This window comes from Williamsia sp. z71, assembly GCF_059553375.1.
This window is the reverse complement of the sequence record NZ_JCANWX010000003.1, coordinates 166,202-181,668: the sequence shown is the minus strand read 5'-3', so window position 1 is coordinate 181,668 and position 15,467 is coordinate 166,202. Positions and strand designations below refer to the sequence as shown.

Here is a 15,467-nt window from a genome sequence, read left to right as displayed (position 1 = left end):
TAGGCTTTCGCGACGGCTTTTTTGAAGGATGCCCGGTGTCCCGGCCCCACGGTGCGGCGTCAGGTGCCGATCTGACCATCGGTCTTCCAGACCGACACCACGGCCGGACGGGGTTGGCTGTCACCACCGTCGGGCCAGTGTGAATACGGCTTGTCGGCGGAGTATCCGTCCTCCTCACCCGGATGCTGGACGCACACGATGACCCGGTCGGTCCCGATGATCGGGCCGCAGGTCTCGGCGCTGCGCGGGACGGTGAGGAATTGCTTTGTCTCGCCCCGGTTCTCACCTGACAGCGCTACCGCGAACAGGCCGTCGTTGTTGCCAAGGGCATTGCCGTCGGTCGAGACCCACAGGTTGCCGTGCGGATCGAAGGCCACGTTGTCGGGGCAGGAGATCGGGCTGACCCGAGTTTTGTCGAAGCCGCCGTAATAGGTGTCGGCGGCCGCCGGATCGCCGCAGACCAGCAGTAGATCCCAGGTGAAGGTGGTACCCGCGTGATCGTCGGTGATCTCGATGATCTGGCCGTTCTTGTTCTTGTTGCGGGGGTTTGGTGCATCGGCCGCGGCCTCATCGGCGGTGCCGCGATCGCTGTTGTTCGTCAGCGCGCAGTAGACCTTGCCGGTGACCGGATGCGCCTCGATGTCCTCGGGGCGATCCATTTTCGTGGGGTTGACCTTGTCTGCGGCTTGACGGGTGAACACTGCGACCTCTTCGGCGCTCATGCCGGCGACGCGTGAGCGGGCGCCGTCGTCGGTCACCGTCAACAGGGGAAACCAGGTGCCGGTACCGGCGAACGACCCAGACGACGGCAGTGCGCCGCTGCCGTCGATCGATGTGGGTTCGTCGCCCGTCAACTGGGCGACGTACAGGGTGCCGGTCGACAGGATGCTCATGTTGTGGCGCATCGCCGCGGCGCCGAGCCCGGGCTGAACCTTCTTGTCCGACACGAACTTGTAGATGTACTCGAACTTCTGGTCGTCGCCTGTGTAGGCCACCACGGTGCCGTCGCCGGTGACGAAGATGTTGGCGCCTTCGTGCTTGAGCCGGCCCATGGACGAATGCTTGACCGGCGTGGATTCCGGATCGTGCGGGTTGACCTCCACGATATAGCCGAACCGGTTGCCCTCGTTGGGCTCTCGGGCCAGATCGAACCGGGTCTCGTAGCGGCCCCACTGGTGGTAGTCGTCTTCGTCGTCGAATCCGTAGCGCTCGAGACGCTCTTTGGCGACCGGTTCGGTGACCGATGCGGCGCCGGTGAAGTAGTTGTTGAAGTTCTCTTCCCCGGAGACCATCGTGCCCCACGGGGTCAGGCCCCCGGAACAGTTGCCGATGGTGCCGAGAATCGTTGTCCCGCCGGGATCAGCGGAAGTCTTCACGAACTCGCTGCCGGCCGCCGGACCGGTCAGGGTGAACGGGCTCATCGCCGTCAACCGCCGATTGCGGTCGCCGACCACGGGCGTGAGCTTGCCGGAACCACTCTCACCCCGGACCTCGACAACCGTGATCCCGTGCGCTGCCATCGAGATCCGGGCCTGTTGCTCGGTGGGCTCTTTGGGCCGGTAGCCGGAGAACATGAATTCTTCGGTCGTGTACTCCTGATTGACCACCAGGTAGAAGTGCCCGGCCCGACCGTCGATGGGGATCAGCCCGGCGAAGTCGTTGTTGAAGCCGAACTGCTTCTCCTGGGCGGCGGCGGTCTGATTGTCGAAATCGAAGTCGGGGGCACCGGGCAACACCGGATCGCCCCATTTGATGACCACCGCCTGTTCGTAGCCCGGCGGGATCACCAGGGCGTCTTCGACATTCGGTGCGACCGGGACGAAGTTCATCCCGGTGGTTCCGGTCCGGGCCGCAGCTCCGACACCGGTTCCGGCGGCGGTGCTGCTCGTGGCTGTCGACGTGGTGTTGTCACCGCAGGCGGCCAGGGCCGAGGTGGCGCCGACCGCCACCACTGCGGCGGCCGAGCCACGCAGGACCGAACGCCGTGAGATGGCTCCGCGGGCGATGTCCCGAAAGTAGGTGTTGTTGCTGCTGTTGGGGGGTTCATGCCAGCAGGCGTCACCGCACTTGTAATGGCAGGTCACCAGAGAACGGGCAGACGCTTCTTCGTGCTTGGTGGTGATGGTGAGCGGAATTCGCACCGCATGTCCCCTCGGTAGTCAGACGTCGAGCAACCGGTCGAACGTTAGGCGGCGCAAACAACCGGCGCCCGAACCCGGGGTGAATCGGTGGTTAAGTCTTGGCATTTGGGGTCTACCGTTGATGGGCATGGGAGCAGACGGGTACGACGCAGTGGTTGTGGGATCGGGTCCGAACGGGCTGTCCGCGGCCGTCACCTTGGCCAAGACGGGCCGCAAGGTGCTCGTACTGGAGTCGCATCCCTCGATCGGTGGCGGGACACGGACCGCCGAACTGACCGAGCCGGGCTTTCGTCACGATGTGTGTTCGGTGGTGCATCCGACCGGTATGGCCTCCCCGGCGTTCAATTCGATGGACCTGACCCGGCACGGCCTGCAGTGGCTGGTGCCCGAGATCGGTGTGTCGCACGTGTTCGGTGACGGCACCGCTCTGCCGCTGTACACCGACCTCGCCCGGAGCAAGGAGTTCCTCGGTCGCGACGCCCGGGCCTGGTCGGCCACCGTGGGTTACGCCGCGGCGCACTCGGCGGATCTGATCGCCGATTTCTTCGGCCCCTTCCGTGTACCCCGGCACCCGCTGGCCGCCGCACATTTCGGTCCGCTGGCCCTGCTCAGTGCAGATGCGTTCAACAAGATCATGTTTCGGGACCCACGGACGCGCACGGTGTTCTCCTCGATCGCCACCCATGTGGTCCGGCCGCCCGATGAGATCGCGACGGCCGCGGTGGGACTGCTCCTCGCGATGCTGGTGCATTCCGGCGGGTGGCCACTGGCGCAAGGGGGTAGTCAGGCGGTTGCCGATTCACTTGCCGGTGCACTCCGCGAGCATGGTGGGCACATCGAGACCGACCATCCCGTCCACAAGTTCGACGATTTGCCGGATGCCCCGCTCAAGCTCTTCGACATCGACCCCCGGCAGTTCGCCACCATCATGGGCCACCGACTGCCGGCCCGCTATCGTCGCCGGCTCGCGAAGTTCCGGTTCGGCCCGGGCACCTTCAAGGTCGACTTCGCCTTGTCCGAACCGATCCCATGGACCGACCCGCATACCGGATCCGCGGTCACGTTCCATCTGGCCGAGAACGAACAACAGATCCGCGCCAACGAGAAAGACGTGCAGGCCGGCCGGATACCGCAGCGTCCGAACCTGATCGGTGGCACGCCGACCGTGCTGGACCCGACGAGGGCTCCCGCCGGCAAGCACGTGGCCTGGGCATACTGCCACGTGCCGCATGGTTGCGACGTCGACCTGACGGCTGCCGTGGAGGCGGAGATCGAGCGGTGTGCACCGGGTTTTCGGGACGTCGTGCTCGCGCGGCACGCCATGACGGCGAAGCAGTATTCCGTGTACAACCCGAATTACGTAGGTGGCGACATCAATTCGGGCATTTCGGATCTCCGTCAGCAGTTCACCAGGCCGGTCGCGGCCCGGGTGCCCTACGCGACGCCGGTGCGGGGTGTGTTCCTGTGTTCGTCGTCCACCCCTCCCGGCGGTGGTGTGCACGGGATGTGTGGCATGTACGCCGCCGAAGCCGCGATCACTCAGGAGAATTCGGGACGGAACTGAGGCAGACTGAATTCATGACTGCACCCATTCAGATCGCTGTTCAGCTGCAACCGCAACATGCCCGGTACTCCGACATCCGCGACGCCGTTCTGCGGGCAGAGGATGCCGGGGTCGACATCGCGTTCAACTGGGATCACTTCTTCCCGCTCTACGGAGAGCGCGACGGGGAGCACTTCGAGTGTTGGACGATGCTCGGAGCGTGGGCGGAACAGACGTCGAACATCCAGATCGGCGCGCTGGTCACCTGCAACAGTTACCGGAATCCGGACCTGCTCGCCGATATGGCCCGCACGGTCGACCACATCTCGGATGGACGGCTGATCCTGGGCATCGGATCAGGTTGGTTCGAGCGCGACTACACCGAGTACGGGTACGAGTTCGGGACCGCGGGTGGCCGGCTCGATGCGCTCGGTGAGGCGCTGCCCCGGATCAAGGACCGGTTCGCGAAACTCAACCCGGCGCCGACCCGCGAGATCCCGATCCTGATCGGCGGTGGCGGTGAGAAGAAGACGCTGAAGTACGTGGCCCAGCACGCCAACATCTGGCATTCCTTTGTCGACGTCCAGACCTACCGTCACAAGGCGCAGGTCCTGGCCGATCACTGCGCCGCGGTCGGCCGCGATCCGAACGAGATCGTCCGGTCGACCGAACTGTCCGAGGCCGAGACCCCCGCCGCCGCCGTGACGATGGCCGACGGCCTGGCCGACGAGGGCGTGACCCTGTTCACCGTCGGTCTGAACGGCCCGAGTTACAACATGTCGCTGGTCACCGAGCTGTGTGCGTGGCGCGACCGGCGCAACAGCGCGTAACGACCCCCTCCGAGAGGGCGATCACCCACACAGACGTGCGGCGGGTGTACGTCGGCGATAATGGTCGGCAAACGTCCGGTGGGTATGTCGCCCGCGGCGGGCGATGGGCTCGGCGAGACAGGTGACGAGGTGAGTTGCGGTGACCTACTGGTCGACGTCGCAGTCCCGCCTGTTGTCCGAAGCCGAGTTCATCGCCGCCATCGGGCAGTCCGCCGCGGCGGTGGCGCCGCCCGGGGCCGTCGGCGCGAAGATCTGTTTCGGTTTCGCCGGGACCGCGACCCGGTACACACTGGCCTACTTCGGGCAGGTGCCGCCCACTCCGGTGCCGGCGCCGCCGGTCGCGCTGGAACTGGCCAGAGACCTGCGGGTCGGGCGCTATCAGGCCGGGCTCGATGCGGCGCTCTCCGTGGAGATGACACTGAGTGCCGCCCCGCCGGTGGTGCGATACGACCATGGCGAGATGGGACCCATCGACCCGGGACTGATCTTCGACCCGGACTCCTACCGGGACGACCTGCTCCGGTATCCACGAACCGCGCCGCAATGGCTGATCGACTACGTCGGTGGGATTCCGCTGGCGCAGTTGCTCTCTGGTACATATTTTCCGTTTCCGGGCCCGGGTTCGGTGCCCTCGCGCGCCACCGATCCGGCGTCGGCCGTGGCCATCGCACTGGACTTCATCCGCGTGCGCCGGGTGGACTTCGCCGGGCACAATCTGTATTCCCTGACCGCACAACGCATACAGGCCGGTTGGCGGGTGTTCACCCGCGCGCCGGCCGACCCGTCGCGCGCCGGTGGTCAGATGCGGTTGATCTTTCTGGTCGCCGACGACGGTGTTGTCGAAATTCCCGCCCCGGCAATGACTCCCGACGCGAACGAGTTGGCGTTCACCCAGCGTGCATTCCAGCGCGCGCATCAGGCGAGCCGGCTGCCGTCAGCTCCGGCCCCGGTGCAGTACGGCGGTGTTGCGGTCGCGACCCGCGGGGAGCCGGAGTCGACCGCCGACGTACCGGGAGCGCGCGAGGCCCAAACGGCCCGGGACAACCTGTGGCGCAGCGTCGGACAGGTGTACGAACCGCTGCTCCCGCCGCTGGACGCCGACGGCGTGCTCTGGCCGGGCGGGACCCGGGCGTACCGGGTGGTGCGACGCGTTCGGACCACGCTGCTCGCCACCGACGGGATGTCGGCACCGAGCCTGACCGGCGGTGGAACCAGCACCGTGTACGGTCCGGTGCCGGGTGGCTCGATGGTCGGTGTGGGAGCGGAGTTCTTCCTGGAGTCGGTCGATCCGGGACTGCGGGCCGATGAGAGTGTCCGCGAGCATTGGCTTTTCGGGGTGCTCTCGGCAGTTGCGGAACGGGCGGCCACCGACGGTTCGGATTTCGTTCGCTCGATCACGGCCGCACCCGAGGCGGTGTACGTGGAACTACCGGGCCTGGCCGGTCCCCGGGAATGGCTGGTGAACGGCACCGCCGGTGTCCTTCTGGGCAACAAGGGGTGGGGCGCGCCAAGCGGTTTCGACACCCCGCTGGGCCGCGTCGCGCTGATCACGGTGACGGTCCTGCGGGCCAGCGAATCGGTGACCACGTCGGCCTGGCCGACGGCGGCCGGTGAGATCTTCCGGCAGCTCGACGCCCGGCGCGTCGGGCACTACTTCGACCCCGATCGGGTCGCGATCTATTAGGCAGGCCCCCGGGACCGTCAACGCACCGGTGTGAGGCGTCCGTCGATCATCTCGACCACCCGATCGCAGTGGGAAAGGACATCGTGATCGTGGGTCACCATGATGGTGGCAACGTTTGCGCGGTGGGTCTCTTCGGCGAGCACCTGCACCACCTCGTGGCTGCGCTTGCGGTCGAGCGCGGCGGTCGGTTCGTCGACGAGCAGCAACGACGGCTCGGTGACCAGGGCCCTGGCGATACCCACCCGCTGTCGTTCTCCACCGGACAGCTGACCGGGCCTCTTGTCGAGGCGGTGACCCATACCGACGGCCTCCAGCAGCGGGAGGGGATCGCGCCCCCGGCGCCCGGTGATCGTCGGCATCAGGCGCAGCTGATCGAGTGTGGTCAGCGACGGCACCAGGTTGGCGGTCTGGAACACGAACCCGATGTGGTCGCGGCGGATCTTCGTCAGCTTCTTCGCCGTAACCCCGCTCAGGTCGGTCCCGGCCAGGTGAACCGAGCCTGTGGTGGGGACGGTCAGCCCGCCGGCAACCGCGAGCAGGGTCGACTTGCCAGACCCGGAAGGTCCGACAATGGCGACCAGCTCGCCGGGGGTGACCTGCAGGTTAACGTTGTCCAGGGCGGTGATCGAACTGTCGCCGTCCCCGAAGGTCAGTGTGACGTCGCGGAGTTCGAGGCCTGCGGTTCCGGTGGTGGTCATCGGTTCTCCCCCAGGGCGGTCAGTGGATTGATGCGGGCGACTCGGATCACCGCGACAGCCGCGCCGAGTAGTCCCAGGACGATCAGCAGGACCGCGCCCCGGAGAATGGGCCCGGCTTGCATGGAGAAGGGCATCCCGGTTCCGCTGAGCCCGGATCCGAACCCGACGCCGATGCCGACTCCCACGGCGACGGAGCCGAGAAGGACGAATGTTGCCTGCAGGATGCTGTCCCTGAGCAGGTAAGGCGTCGAGGCACCGAGTGCGCGTAGGAGTGCAAGTTCTCGCGTACGTTGCACGGTCCAGATCGTGAAGAAGGCCCCGACCACCAGTGCCGAGATCGCGTACAGGAACGCGGTGATCATCGACATGGTCATCGTCTCCGCCGCGTATCCGGGTGAGGAATCGAACGAGTCCTCGAGGCTCTTCGACGATGTGCCGGCCGCGGCATCACCGGATGTCAGTTCGGGCAGCTGGTTCGAGGTTCCTTCGATCGCGACCACGCTGGCCTCATCGTAGATCCGTGGGTCGAAGGAACCGTCGCTGTCGGCGCCGCCGCTGTTGATCTCCTGCCAGGTGGTCAGTGGGACATAGGCGATGTCGACGTGGCCGAATGTGCGCTTGTCCGAAGTGAATCCGACAACGTTGAGTTCGGTGCCGATGCGATCGATCGTGATCCGGTCGCCGATCTCCACACCCTCGTCGCGGGCAGTCGAACTGACGATGATGTCGTTTGGTCCGGCGATGGCGGTGCCTTCGGCGGCCTCGGGTTCGAGAAATGAACCAGGGGTCACGCCGAACAGTGTCAGGTCAACGGGCGTGCCATCACTGTTGTGCGCGTTGACGATCGAGTTGCCCATCAGTTCGGCGTGCTCGACGTCGGGTTGCTGCGCCCACGTTTCGGCCTGCGTTTGGGTGACCACCGACCGGGAGAATGCCGAGTCGGTCTTGGTGCCCTCGGCGAATGCGAATGCCTGTACCGGACTGCGCTGAAGGCCGGAGACACCGTCGTCGACGAGGCCGGTGGACAATCCGGAGAGAATCACCATGAGGACCGAGATCAACGCGACGACCGCCCCCATCAACAGGAAACGTGTGCGCGCGTAGATCAGCTCGCGAACTGCCAGGAACATCCGAAACTCCTTGCCGATGAGCGCGGGCAGAAGAACGCTGTGCTCACCGTCGACCAGGGGGGTGACAGGGGTACTCGGGAGCAGTCCGGCCGGGGGCATGTTCCCGCCTTGCCGATCCGAGATCGCGTCCGGATTGTTCCGCCGGGTAACCCTACTACGGCAAGTAGTAGTTGTTCGGGCCGGCTCTGCCGGTCACTGGTCGGGCAGTCTCGGCCGCCCGTCCGTGCGGAGTGCGTGACGCATGGCGTCGGTCTGGGCAGCCAAGAATTCGCGGACGACGGGCGCACGGTGGCCGACCGCGTCGAAACCGTGGAAAGCCCCGGACACGACCTCCAACGTGCAGGGCACTCCCGCTGCCTCCAGCCGCGCGGCGTAGGTCCGGTCCTCTTCGAAGAACAGGTCCAGTGATCCGACTCCGATCCAGGCCGGGGCCAGACCGGTCAGATCGGTGCGACGGGCCGGAACCGCGACGTCGGGCGAGGTATCACCGAGGTAGCTCTCCCAGCCGAACCGGTTGCTCGCCGCGTTCCACAACCGGTGGTTCTTGTCGGGCGTGACCGAGCGATCGTCGAGCATCGGATAGATCAGCAACTGCAGGATCGGGGTGATCTGGCCGCGGTCGTGGGCAAAGGCCGCGACCGTCGCGGCCAGTCCGCCGCCTGCGCTGGCACCGCCGACCACGATCCGGTCGACGTCGACCTCCGGCCGTTCGGCAAGCCAGCGCAGCGCGGCATAGCAGTCCTCCGCGGGGACGGGATAGGGGTGTTCCGGGGCGAGCCGGTACTCCACAGAGGCCACGGTGGCGCCGAGTGCGTCGGCAAAATGCTTGCAGGTGGCGTCATCCTGCGCCGCGGTGCCGATCACCATGCCGCCGCCGTGGATCCACAGGACCGCGGGCCCCGGGACGGTGGCCGGTTTGGTGGGACGGAACAACCGGACACTCACGCCGGGAGCGACCTGATGGACCGTGGCGGCGGAACTGCCGCGGATCAGTTTGGTCAGCGACCGGATCACCGGCACGGTCCTGGGTCCGACCAGTCGCTGCGGGATGAACAGCGAATACAGGCGCAGGTCAGGGTGGAATGCCCGGCGATTTCGGATGCGGTTGATCATCACGTCGGATGCTAGCCGGGTAACGCCGCCGGCCGTCTGGGTTTCGGGGTAACCCCCGTGACCGTGGACGGGGGTACGCCTAAAGTCGTGTGCATGACCATTGACACCCCCGTAGCCAGTCGTGACCTGATCAGTGTGGATGTCCCGACCCACTGGTACAACCTGGCAGCGGAGTTGCCCGAGCCGATCCCGCCGCATCTGCATCCCGGCACCAGGGAACCGGTCGGCCCTGACGATCTCGCGCCGCTGTTCCCGTCGGGCCTCATCGCGCAGGAGGTGTCGACCGAGCCCTACATCGAGATCCCCGAACCGGTCCGTGAGGTCTACAAGATGTGGCGGCCCTCGCCGCTGATCCGGGCCCGCCGCTTCGAGGAGGCGCTGAACACCAAGGCGCGGATCTACGTGAAGTACGAGGGGGTCAGCCCGGTCGGCAGCCACAAGACCAACTCGGCAGTGGCGCAGGCCTACTACAACTCGGTCGACGGCGTGACCCGCCTGACCACCGAGACCGGCGCCGGTCAGTGGGGTAGTGCACTGGCTTTTGCCGGCGCGTTGTTCGGCATCGATGTCGAGGTATGGCAGGTGCGGGCCTCCTACGAGTCCAAGCCCTACCGCGGCTACCTCATCGAGACATACGGCGGCACATTGCATTCGAGCCCCTCGGAGTTGACCGAGGCCGGCCGCGCGATCCTGAAGGAGACACCGGACACCACCGGCAGCCTCGGGATGGCCGTCAGCGAGGCCGTCGAGGCGGCGGTGAAGGATCCCGGTGCGCGGTATGCACTCGGCAGCGTGCTCAATCACGTTGTGCTGCATCAGAGTGTGATCGGAGTGGAAGCCGTCGACCAGCTCGCGCTGGTGGAGTCCGGTGGCGCCGATTACGTTTTCGGTTGTGCCGGTGGCGGTTCCAACCTCGCCGGCCTGGCGTTCCCGTTCATCCGCGAGCAGATCCACGGCCGGTCGAACCCGAAGATCGTCGCCGCCGAGCCGGCCGCGTGCCCCTCGATCACGAAGGGTGAATACCGTTACGACCACGGCGATGTCGCCGGCCTGACACCGCTGCTCAAGATGCACACGCTGGGTATGGATTTCGTGCCCGATCCAATTCACGCCGGCGGCCTGCGCTACCACGGCATGTCACCGGCGTTGAGCCACACCGTGGAACTCGGATACGTCTCCGGTGTTGCGATCGAGCAGAAGGACGCGTTTGCCGCCGGTGTGCTCTTCGCTCGGACGCAAGGCATCGTCCCGGCGCCGGAATCGACCCACGCGATCGCCGCAGCCGTCGACCGCGTCCGTGATTCCGACGCCGAAGAAGTGATCGTCATCGGCCTGAGCGGACACGGCCAACTCGACCTGCCCGCCTACTCGGCGTTCCTCAACGGAACGATGTAGCACCCCGATGATGTGGCCTTATGGCGTTGCCCACCTGGGCTTTTGATCGCCAAAAGGCCACATCATCGGGTTCGACGCCAAGAGCCGCACACCTCGAAAGGTGTGCGGCTCTTTGGTTGTGTCAGTTGTCGAGCTGGATCAGGCGTCTGCACCGATGATGAAGGCTTCGAGCTGGTCGCGCGCGACGTCGTCGGCGAGCTGCTCGGGCGGGCTCTTCATCAGGTAGGCCGAAGCCGGGAGGATCGGTCCACCGATGCCGCGGTCCTTGGCGATCTTGGCGGCGCGCACGGCGTCGATGATGATGCCTGCCGAGTTGGGGGAGTCCCAGACCTCGAGCTTGTACTCGAGGCTCAGCGGCACGTCACCGAAGGCGCGGCCTTCGAGGCGGACGTAGGCCCACTTGCGGTCATCGAGCCATGCGACGTGGTCCGAAGGTCCGATGTGGACGTTCTTGTCCTCGATCTTGTTGGCCAGCGCACCGGTCAGGTTCGAGGTCACAGCCTGCGTCTTCGAGACCTTCTTGGACTCCAGGCGCTCACGCTCGAGCATGTTCTTGAAGTCCATGTTGCCGCCGACGTTCAGCTGGTACGTGCGATCGAGCGTGACGCCACGATCTTCGAACAGCTTCGCCATGACGCGGTGGGTGATGGTGGCACCGACCTGGCTCTTGATGTCGTCGCCGACGATCGGAACACCGGCGTCGGTGAACTTCTTGGCCCAGACCGGGTCGCTGGCGATGAAGACGGGCAGTGCGTTGACGAACGCGACGTTGGCGTCGATGCAGCACTGTGCGTAGAACTTGTCGGCCTGTTCGGATCCGACGGGCAGGTACGAGACGAGGACGTCGACCTTGTTGTCCTTGAGCACCTGGACCACGTCGACGCCGTCGCCGTCGGCCTCGGTGATGGTCTCGCGGTAGTACTTGCCGAGGCCGTCCAGGGTGTGGCCGCGCAGGACGTTGACGCCGGTCGGCGGCACGTCAGCGATCTTGATGGTGTTGTTCTCGCTGGAGAAGATGGCGTCCGAGAGGTCGAATCCGACCTTCTTGGCGTCCACATCGAACGCGGCGACAAAGTTGACGTCGCGGACGTGGTACTTACCGAACTTCACGTGCATGAGGCCGGGAACGCTGGCGTTCTCGTCGGCATCCTTGTAGTACTGCACGCCCTGGACCAGGGATGAGGCGCAGTTTCCCACGCCAACAATCGCCACGCGAATTGAACTGTTGTCACCCATGGTCGGGTTCCCCTTCTTTGTGTGGTGTTACTGAGGTTGTTTCGGGTTCTGCAAAGACCGTTTCCGAGGGCAACGGTCCGGGATTTCTCGACGTGTCCGTCGAATCCTCGGTCCGTTCCGAGTTCTCGGCGGCGATGAGCTCGTTGAGCCAGCGGACTTCTCGTTCGCTCGACTCGAGACTCAACTGATGGAGCTGCTTGGTGTAGCGATCGACTGTGCGGTTCGAGCGACCGACAGCCTCTCGGAGACCCTCGCGGCGTTCTTCCACTTGCCGGCGCCGACCCTCGAGGATGCGCATGCGCGCCTCGGCGGGAGTCCGGCTGAAGAATGCGAGATGCACTCCGAAGCCATCGTCGGTGTAGTTCTGCGGGCCGGTGTCTGCGAGCAGTTCGGCGAACCGCTCCCGTCCCTTCGGGGTCAATGCGTAGACGCGGCGAGCGCGTCGCTTCAAAGTCCCGGGTGTGCCCGAATCCTCAGCGATCAAACCGTCTGCCTGCATTCGGCGCAGTGACGGGTACAGCGATCCATACGAAAACGCGCGGAATGCACCGAGCAGGCCGGTGAGCCGCTTACGCAGCTCGTAGCCGTGCATCGGAGACTCGAGGAGCAAGCCGAGTACTGCGAGTTCGAGCATATTCGGTCACACCTCCATCCGACGTGTTTCAGAAACCTGTAAGCCTGATGCTACACACGTATGTATCGCGCCGATATAACCGGTACCCCATACCGCCTTGACCTGCGCTGATCCCGCCCGCCCCTCCGCCGAGCGGGCCGAAAACACCGTCGAGCGGGCCGAAATTGCCGCCGAAACGGACAAGTTCGGCACGGTCGACGGTCATTTCGGCACGCTCGGCGGGCGGGGGATATACCGCATCCGGAGCGACATCGCCGGACAACCACGAACGCCTGCTGGTCGGAGCCACGTACTCTTGACGAGTGCCAATGCAGCGACAGGTGGTGGACTACGCGCTACAGCGGAAGTCCCGGCTGGCCGAGGTCTACGCCGGGCGTACCGGTGTGGCCGAGGTCTGCGATGCCAGCCCCTATCTGCTGCGGGCGGCCAAGTTTCACGGTCTGACCAGCTCAGAACGATGCCCGATCTGCCGAAAAGAGCAGGTCACGATCGTTTCTTGGGTGTTCGGCGAGAAGCTTGGACAGGTTTCGGGTTCGGCCCGTACAAATGAAGAGATTCAGCGCCTGGCGGCGAGCCAGGAGGAATTTTCGGTACACGTGGTGGAGGTGTGCCGCACGTGCAGCTGGAACCATCTGGTCCAGTCGTACGTGTCGGGATTGCCACCGCGACCGCCCGTACGCCGGACCCGCCGGGTTGCCGGCGGACGGGCATCGAAGAACACGACTACCGGTGATCCCGCGAAGGCGGACGCCGATAAAGGCCCAGCAGGAATGGGCACTGAAGGTATGGAGAAGTATCTGTGAGCAACGGCCCTGACGGACCGAACCGATCTGGATGGAACGCCGGCAGCGGTGGCACCAGGCAATCTGCGTCCCCCGGTCGGAATCCGGTGCAGAAGAAGCGTGCGTGGCAGAAGGCGCTGGCCTGGGTCCTCGGCCTCGGTGGCGCCCTGTTGCCCGGCTTCGTCCTGGTGATGGCAGCGGTGTTCCTGTTCACCTACTCCGATGTGGCGGTCCCGGCCCCCGGTGACATCAAGCAGAGTCAGGTCGCGACGGTGGTCGACACCAACGGGGGTGAGATCGCCAGGATCATCCCGCCGGAGGGCAACCGCACCGACGTCGCGATCGAGGACATCCCGCTGGTACTCCAGCAGGCCGTCATCGCCGCCGAGGATCGTGAGTTCGAAGAGAACGCGGGCTTCTCCATCAGCGGATACGGGCGCGCCGCGCTCGGCAAGATCACCGGCAACGAGAGCGCCGGCGGTGGCTCGACCATCACCCAGCAGTACGTGAAGAACGTGCTCACCGGCGACGAGGCCAGCTACCAGCGCAAGTTCCGTGAGTTGGCGATCTCCACCAAGATGGCCAACGAGTGGTCCAAGCCGGAGATCATGGCCGCCTACCTCAACACCATCTACTTCGGCCGGGGCGCCTACGGCGTCGCCGCAGCATCGAAGGCGTACTTCAACAAGGACATCCGCGACATCACCTTGTCGGAGTCGGCAGTGCTCGCCAGCTCGATCCGGTCCCCTTCCTACTACGACCCGGCGACCAATCTCGAAGCAGCGCAGGTCCGCTGGCAGTACGTGCTCGACGGCATGGTCACCACCAAGGCGATCACCGAGGAGGAAGCTGCCGCGCAGCAGTACCCGACCGTGGTCGATCAGCAGGCACAGACCGGCGATCCGGCCAGTGACGGGCCGAACGGCCTGATCAAGCGCCAGGTGCTCGCCGAACTGGGCGGCCTCGACATCTCCGAGGACGAGATCCGTACCGGCGGACTGAGGATCACCACGACCATCGATCCGCAGGTCCAGAGCGCCAATGTCTCGGCGGCCAACAACTCGCTCGACGGTGAACCGAAGGATCTGCGGACCGCAGTGGTATCGGTCGATCCCAAGACCGGTGCTGTGAGGGGCTACTTCGGTGGCAACGACGGCAACGGTTTCGACTACGCACAGGCCGATTTGCAGACCGGTTCATCGTTCAAGGTGTTCGCGATGGTGGCCGCGCTCGAGCAGGGCATCGCGCTGTCGAAGACCTATAGTTCGGCGCCCTTCGAATCCGGCGGTGTCACCATCAACAACTCTGATGGCACCTCATGCGGTAGCTGCAACCTGGCCACCGCGATGAAGATGTCGCTCAACACGGTCTTCTACCGGCTGATGATGGACCTCAACGGTGGACCCACCGCGGTCGCCGATGCGGCTCACCGCGCCGGTATCCCGGAGACCCGGGCCGACGGCACCCCGACGCTGGAGAACCAGGACGGCAGTGGCGTCGAAGGCGGTGTGGTGCTGGGACAGTACGACTCCCGCGTGATCGACATGGCGTCGGCATACGCGACCCTGGCAGCCTCGGGCACCTATCACACGCCCCACTTCGTGCAGAAGGTCGAGAACTCGCAGGGTGAGGTGCTTTTCGAGCGCACCGACAACCAGGGCGAACGCCGGCTCCCCGCCGAGGTCGCCGACAACACCACCGCCGCACTCGAACCCATCGCCGCATACTCCAACGGCAATGCGCTCGATGGTGGTTCGCGGCCGTCGGCTGCCAAGACCGGCACCACGCAGCTCGGCGACACCGGTATGAACAAGGACGCCTGGATGGTGGGTTACACGCCGCAACTGTCCACCGCGGTCTGGGTCGGTACCGACAACGGCACCGAACTGGTCAACTACAACGGCTCCACGATCTACGGTTCCGGGCTGCCCGCGCAGATCTGGCGGACCGCCATGAACGCGGCGCTCGACGGCCAACCGATCGAGGACTTCCCGAAGCCGGCTGCAGTGGGCGGTATCTCGGGCATCCCGTACGAGGCACCGCCGACGTCCACGGCCACCTCCACCCGCACTGCGGCCCCGACGACCACCGAACCGGAGGAGACGGCGACGTCCCGACCCGGTGTGACGTTGGCGCCGGGCATCGTGATCCCGCTGCCCGGTGGCGGTGAGGCAGGCGAAGAGACCGAGACCGAGCCCGAACCCGAATCAGAGGCCGATCCGGAGTTGCCATCTGAAGAGGCCGGCCCGCCCACCAGGAATCCGTAGGCGGGTCGTGGCCA

11 protein-coding genes and 1 pseudogene are annotated in these 15,467 nt (G+C 65.6%); 6 read left to right on the top strand and 6 right to left on the bottom strand.

Going from position 1 to position 15,467, the window contains the following annotated elements; all coding sequences use genetic code 11:
• Positions 1-59: 59 nt before the first annotated feature.
• On the bottom strand, positions 60-2,141 hold the full coding sequence (locus tag AC51GR_RS09005; protein ID WP_496324291.1) for a PhoX family protein: 2,082 nt from the start codon (positions 2,139-2,141) through the stop codon (positions 60-62).
• Between the two features lie 127 nt (positions 2,142-2,268).
• Here AC51GR_RS09005 and AC51GR_RS09000 point away from each other — a divergent pair, with 127 nt between their 5' ends.
• From AC51GR_RS09000 to AC51GR_RS08990, 3 genes are all read left to right on the top strand, one after another.
• Positions 2,269-3,705, top strand: a complete 1,437-nt coding sequence (locus AC51GR_RS09000; protein WP_496324290.1) for a phytoene desaturase family protein — start codon at positions 2,269-2,271, stop codon at positions 3,703-3,705.
• A gap of 14 nt (positions 3,706-3,719) precedes the next feature.
• Positions 3,720-4,514, top strand: coding sequence for an LLM class F420-dependent oxidoreductase (locus tag AC51GR_RS08995; protein ID WP_496324289.1), 795 nt, complete (start codon positions 3,720-3,722; stop codon positions 4,512-4,514).
• A 139-nt stretch (positions 4,515-4,653) separates the two neighbouring features.
• Entirely contained in the window at positions 4,654-6,198 is a 1,545-nt protein-coding gene (locus tag AC51GR_RS08990) for a hypothetical protein (RefSeq protein WP_496324288.1), read from the top strand.
• A 17-nt stretch (positions 6,199-6,215) separates the two neighbouring features.
• Here AC51GR_RS08990 and AC51GR_RS08985 read toward each other — a convergent pair whose 3' ends face one another.
• The 3 genes from AC51GR_RS08985 to AC51GR_RS08975 all read right to left on the bottom strand — a co-directional run bounded on the left by AC51GR_RS08985 (position 6,216) and on the right by AC51GR_RS08975 (position 9,139).
• Complete coding sequence (locus AC51GR_RS08985) at positions 6,216-6,896, bottom strand: ABC transporter ATP-binding protein (protein ID WP_496324287.1); 681 nt, start codon at positions 6,894-6,896, stop codon at positions 6,216-6,218.
• Positions 6,893-8,026: an ABC transporter permease gene (locus AC51GR_RS08980; protein WP_496324617.1), complete on the bottom strand. Its 1,134-nt coding sequence runs from the start codon at positions 8,024-8,026 to the stop codon at positions 6,893-6,895. Before AC51GR_RS08980 ends, AC51GR_RS08985 begins: the two co-directional genes overlap by 4 nt.
• Before the next feature lie 192 nt (positions 8,027-8,218).
• Positions 8,219-9,139 carry an alpha/beta hydrolase gene (locus AC51GR_RS08975; protein ID WP_496324286.1) on the bottom strand — a complete coding sequence of 307 codons (921 nt, stop codon included), beginning with the start codon at positions 9,137-9,139 and terminating at the stop codon, positions 8,219-8,221.
• A gap of 93 nt (positions 9,140-9,232) precedes the next feature.
• Here AC51GR_RS08975 and AC51GR_RS08970 point away from each other — a divergent pair, with 93 nt between their 5' ends.
• Positions 9,233-10,534: a TrpB-like pyridoxal phosphate-dependent enzyme gene (locus AC51GR_RS08970; protein ID WP_496324285.1), complete on the top strand. Its 1,302-nt coding sequence runs from the start codon at positions 9,233-9,235 to the stop codon at positions 10,532-10,534.
• A 138-nt stretch (positions 10,535-10,672) separates the two neighbouring features.
• On the opposite strand, the gene AC51GR_RS08965 is transcribed toward AC51GR_RS08970, so the two are convergent.
• Both AC51GR_RS08965 and AC51GR_RS08960 read right to left on the bottom strand, forming a co-directional pair.
• A complete protein-coding gene (locus AC51GR_RS08965; protein WP_496324284.1) occupies positions 10,673-11,770 on the bottom strand; it encodes an inositol-3-phosphate synthase in 1,098 nt (365 codons plus the stop codon).
• Positions 11,763-12,404, bottom strand: coding sequence for a PadR family transcriptional regulator (locus AC51GR_RS08960; RefSeq protein ID WP_496324283.1), 642 nt, complete (start codon positions 12,402-12,404; stop codon positions 11,763-11,765). Before AC51GR_RS08960 ends, AC51GR_RS08965 begins: the two co-directional genes overlap by 8 nt.
• Positions 12,405-12,712: 308 nt before the next feature.
• On the opposite strand from AC51GR_RS08960, the pseudogene AC51GR_RS08955 reads away from it, so the two are divergent.
• Positions 12,713-13,102, top strand: a pseudogene (locus tag AC51GR_RS08955) (DUF5318 family protein); the annotation flags it as partial.
• A gap of 191 nt (positions 13,103-13,293) precedes the next feature.
• On the top strand, positions 13,294-15,453 hold the full coding sequence (locus tag AC51GR_RS08950; RefSeq protein WP_496324282.1) for a transglycosylase domain-containing protein: 2,160 nt from the start codon (positions 13,294-13,296) through the stop codon (positions 15,451-15,453).
• Positions 15,454-15,467: the final 14 nt, after the last annotated feature.

Bases quoted from the DNA above. Each gene is read 5' to 3' on its own strand.
- AC51GR_RS09000 (WP_496324290.1), top strand. From the start codon at position 2,269: ATGGGAGCAGACGGGTACGACGCAGTGGTTGTGGGATCGGGTCCGAAC.
- AC51GR_RS08995 (WP_496324289.1), top strand. From the start codon at position 3,720: ATGACTGCACCCATTCAGATCGCTGTTCAGCTGCAACCGCAACATGCC.
- AC51GR_RS08985 (WP_496324287.1), bottom strand. From the start codon at position 6,896: ATGACCACCACCGGAACCGCAGGCCTCGAACTCCGCGACGTCACACTG.
- AC51GR_RS08980 (WP_496324617.1), bottom strand. From the start codon at position 8,026: ATGTTCCTGGCAGTTCGCGAGCTGATCTACGCGCGCACACGTTTCCTG.
- AC51GR_RS08975 (WP_496324286.1), bottom strand. From the start codon at position 9,139: ATGATCAACCGCATCCGAAATCGCCGGGCATTCCACCCTGACCTGCGC.
- AC51GR_RS08970 (WP_496324285.1), top strand. From the start codon at position 9,233: ATGACCATTGACACCCCCGTAGCCAGTCGTGACCTGATCAGTGTGGAT.
- AC51GR_RS08965 (WP_496324284.1), bottom strand. From the start codon at position 11,770: ATGGGTGACAACAGTTCAATTCGCGTGGCGATTGTTGGCGTGGGAAAC.
- AC51GR_RS08960 (WP_496324283.1), bottom strand. From the start codon at position 12,404: ATGCTCGAACTCGCAGTACTCGGCTTGCTCCTCGAGTCTCCGATGCAC.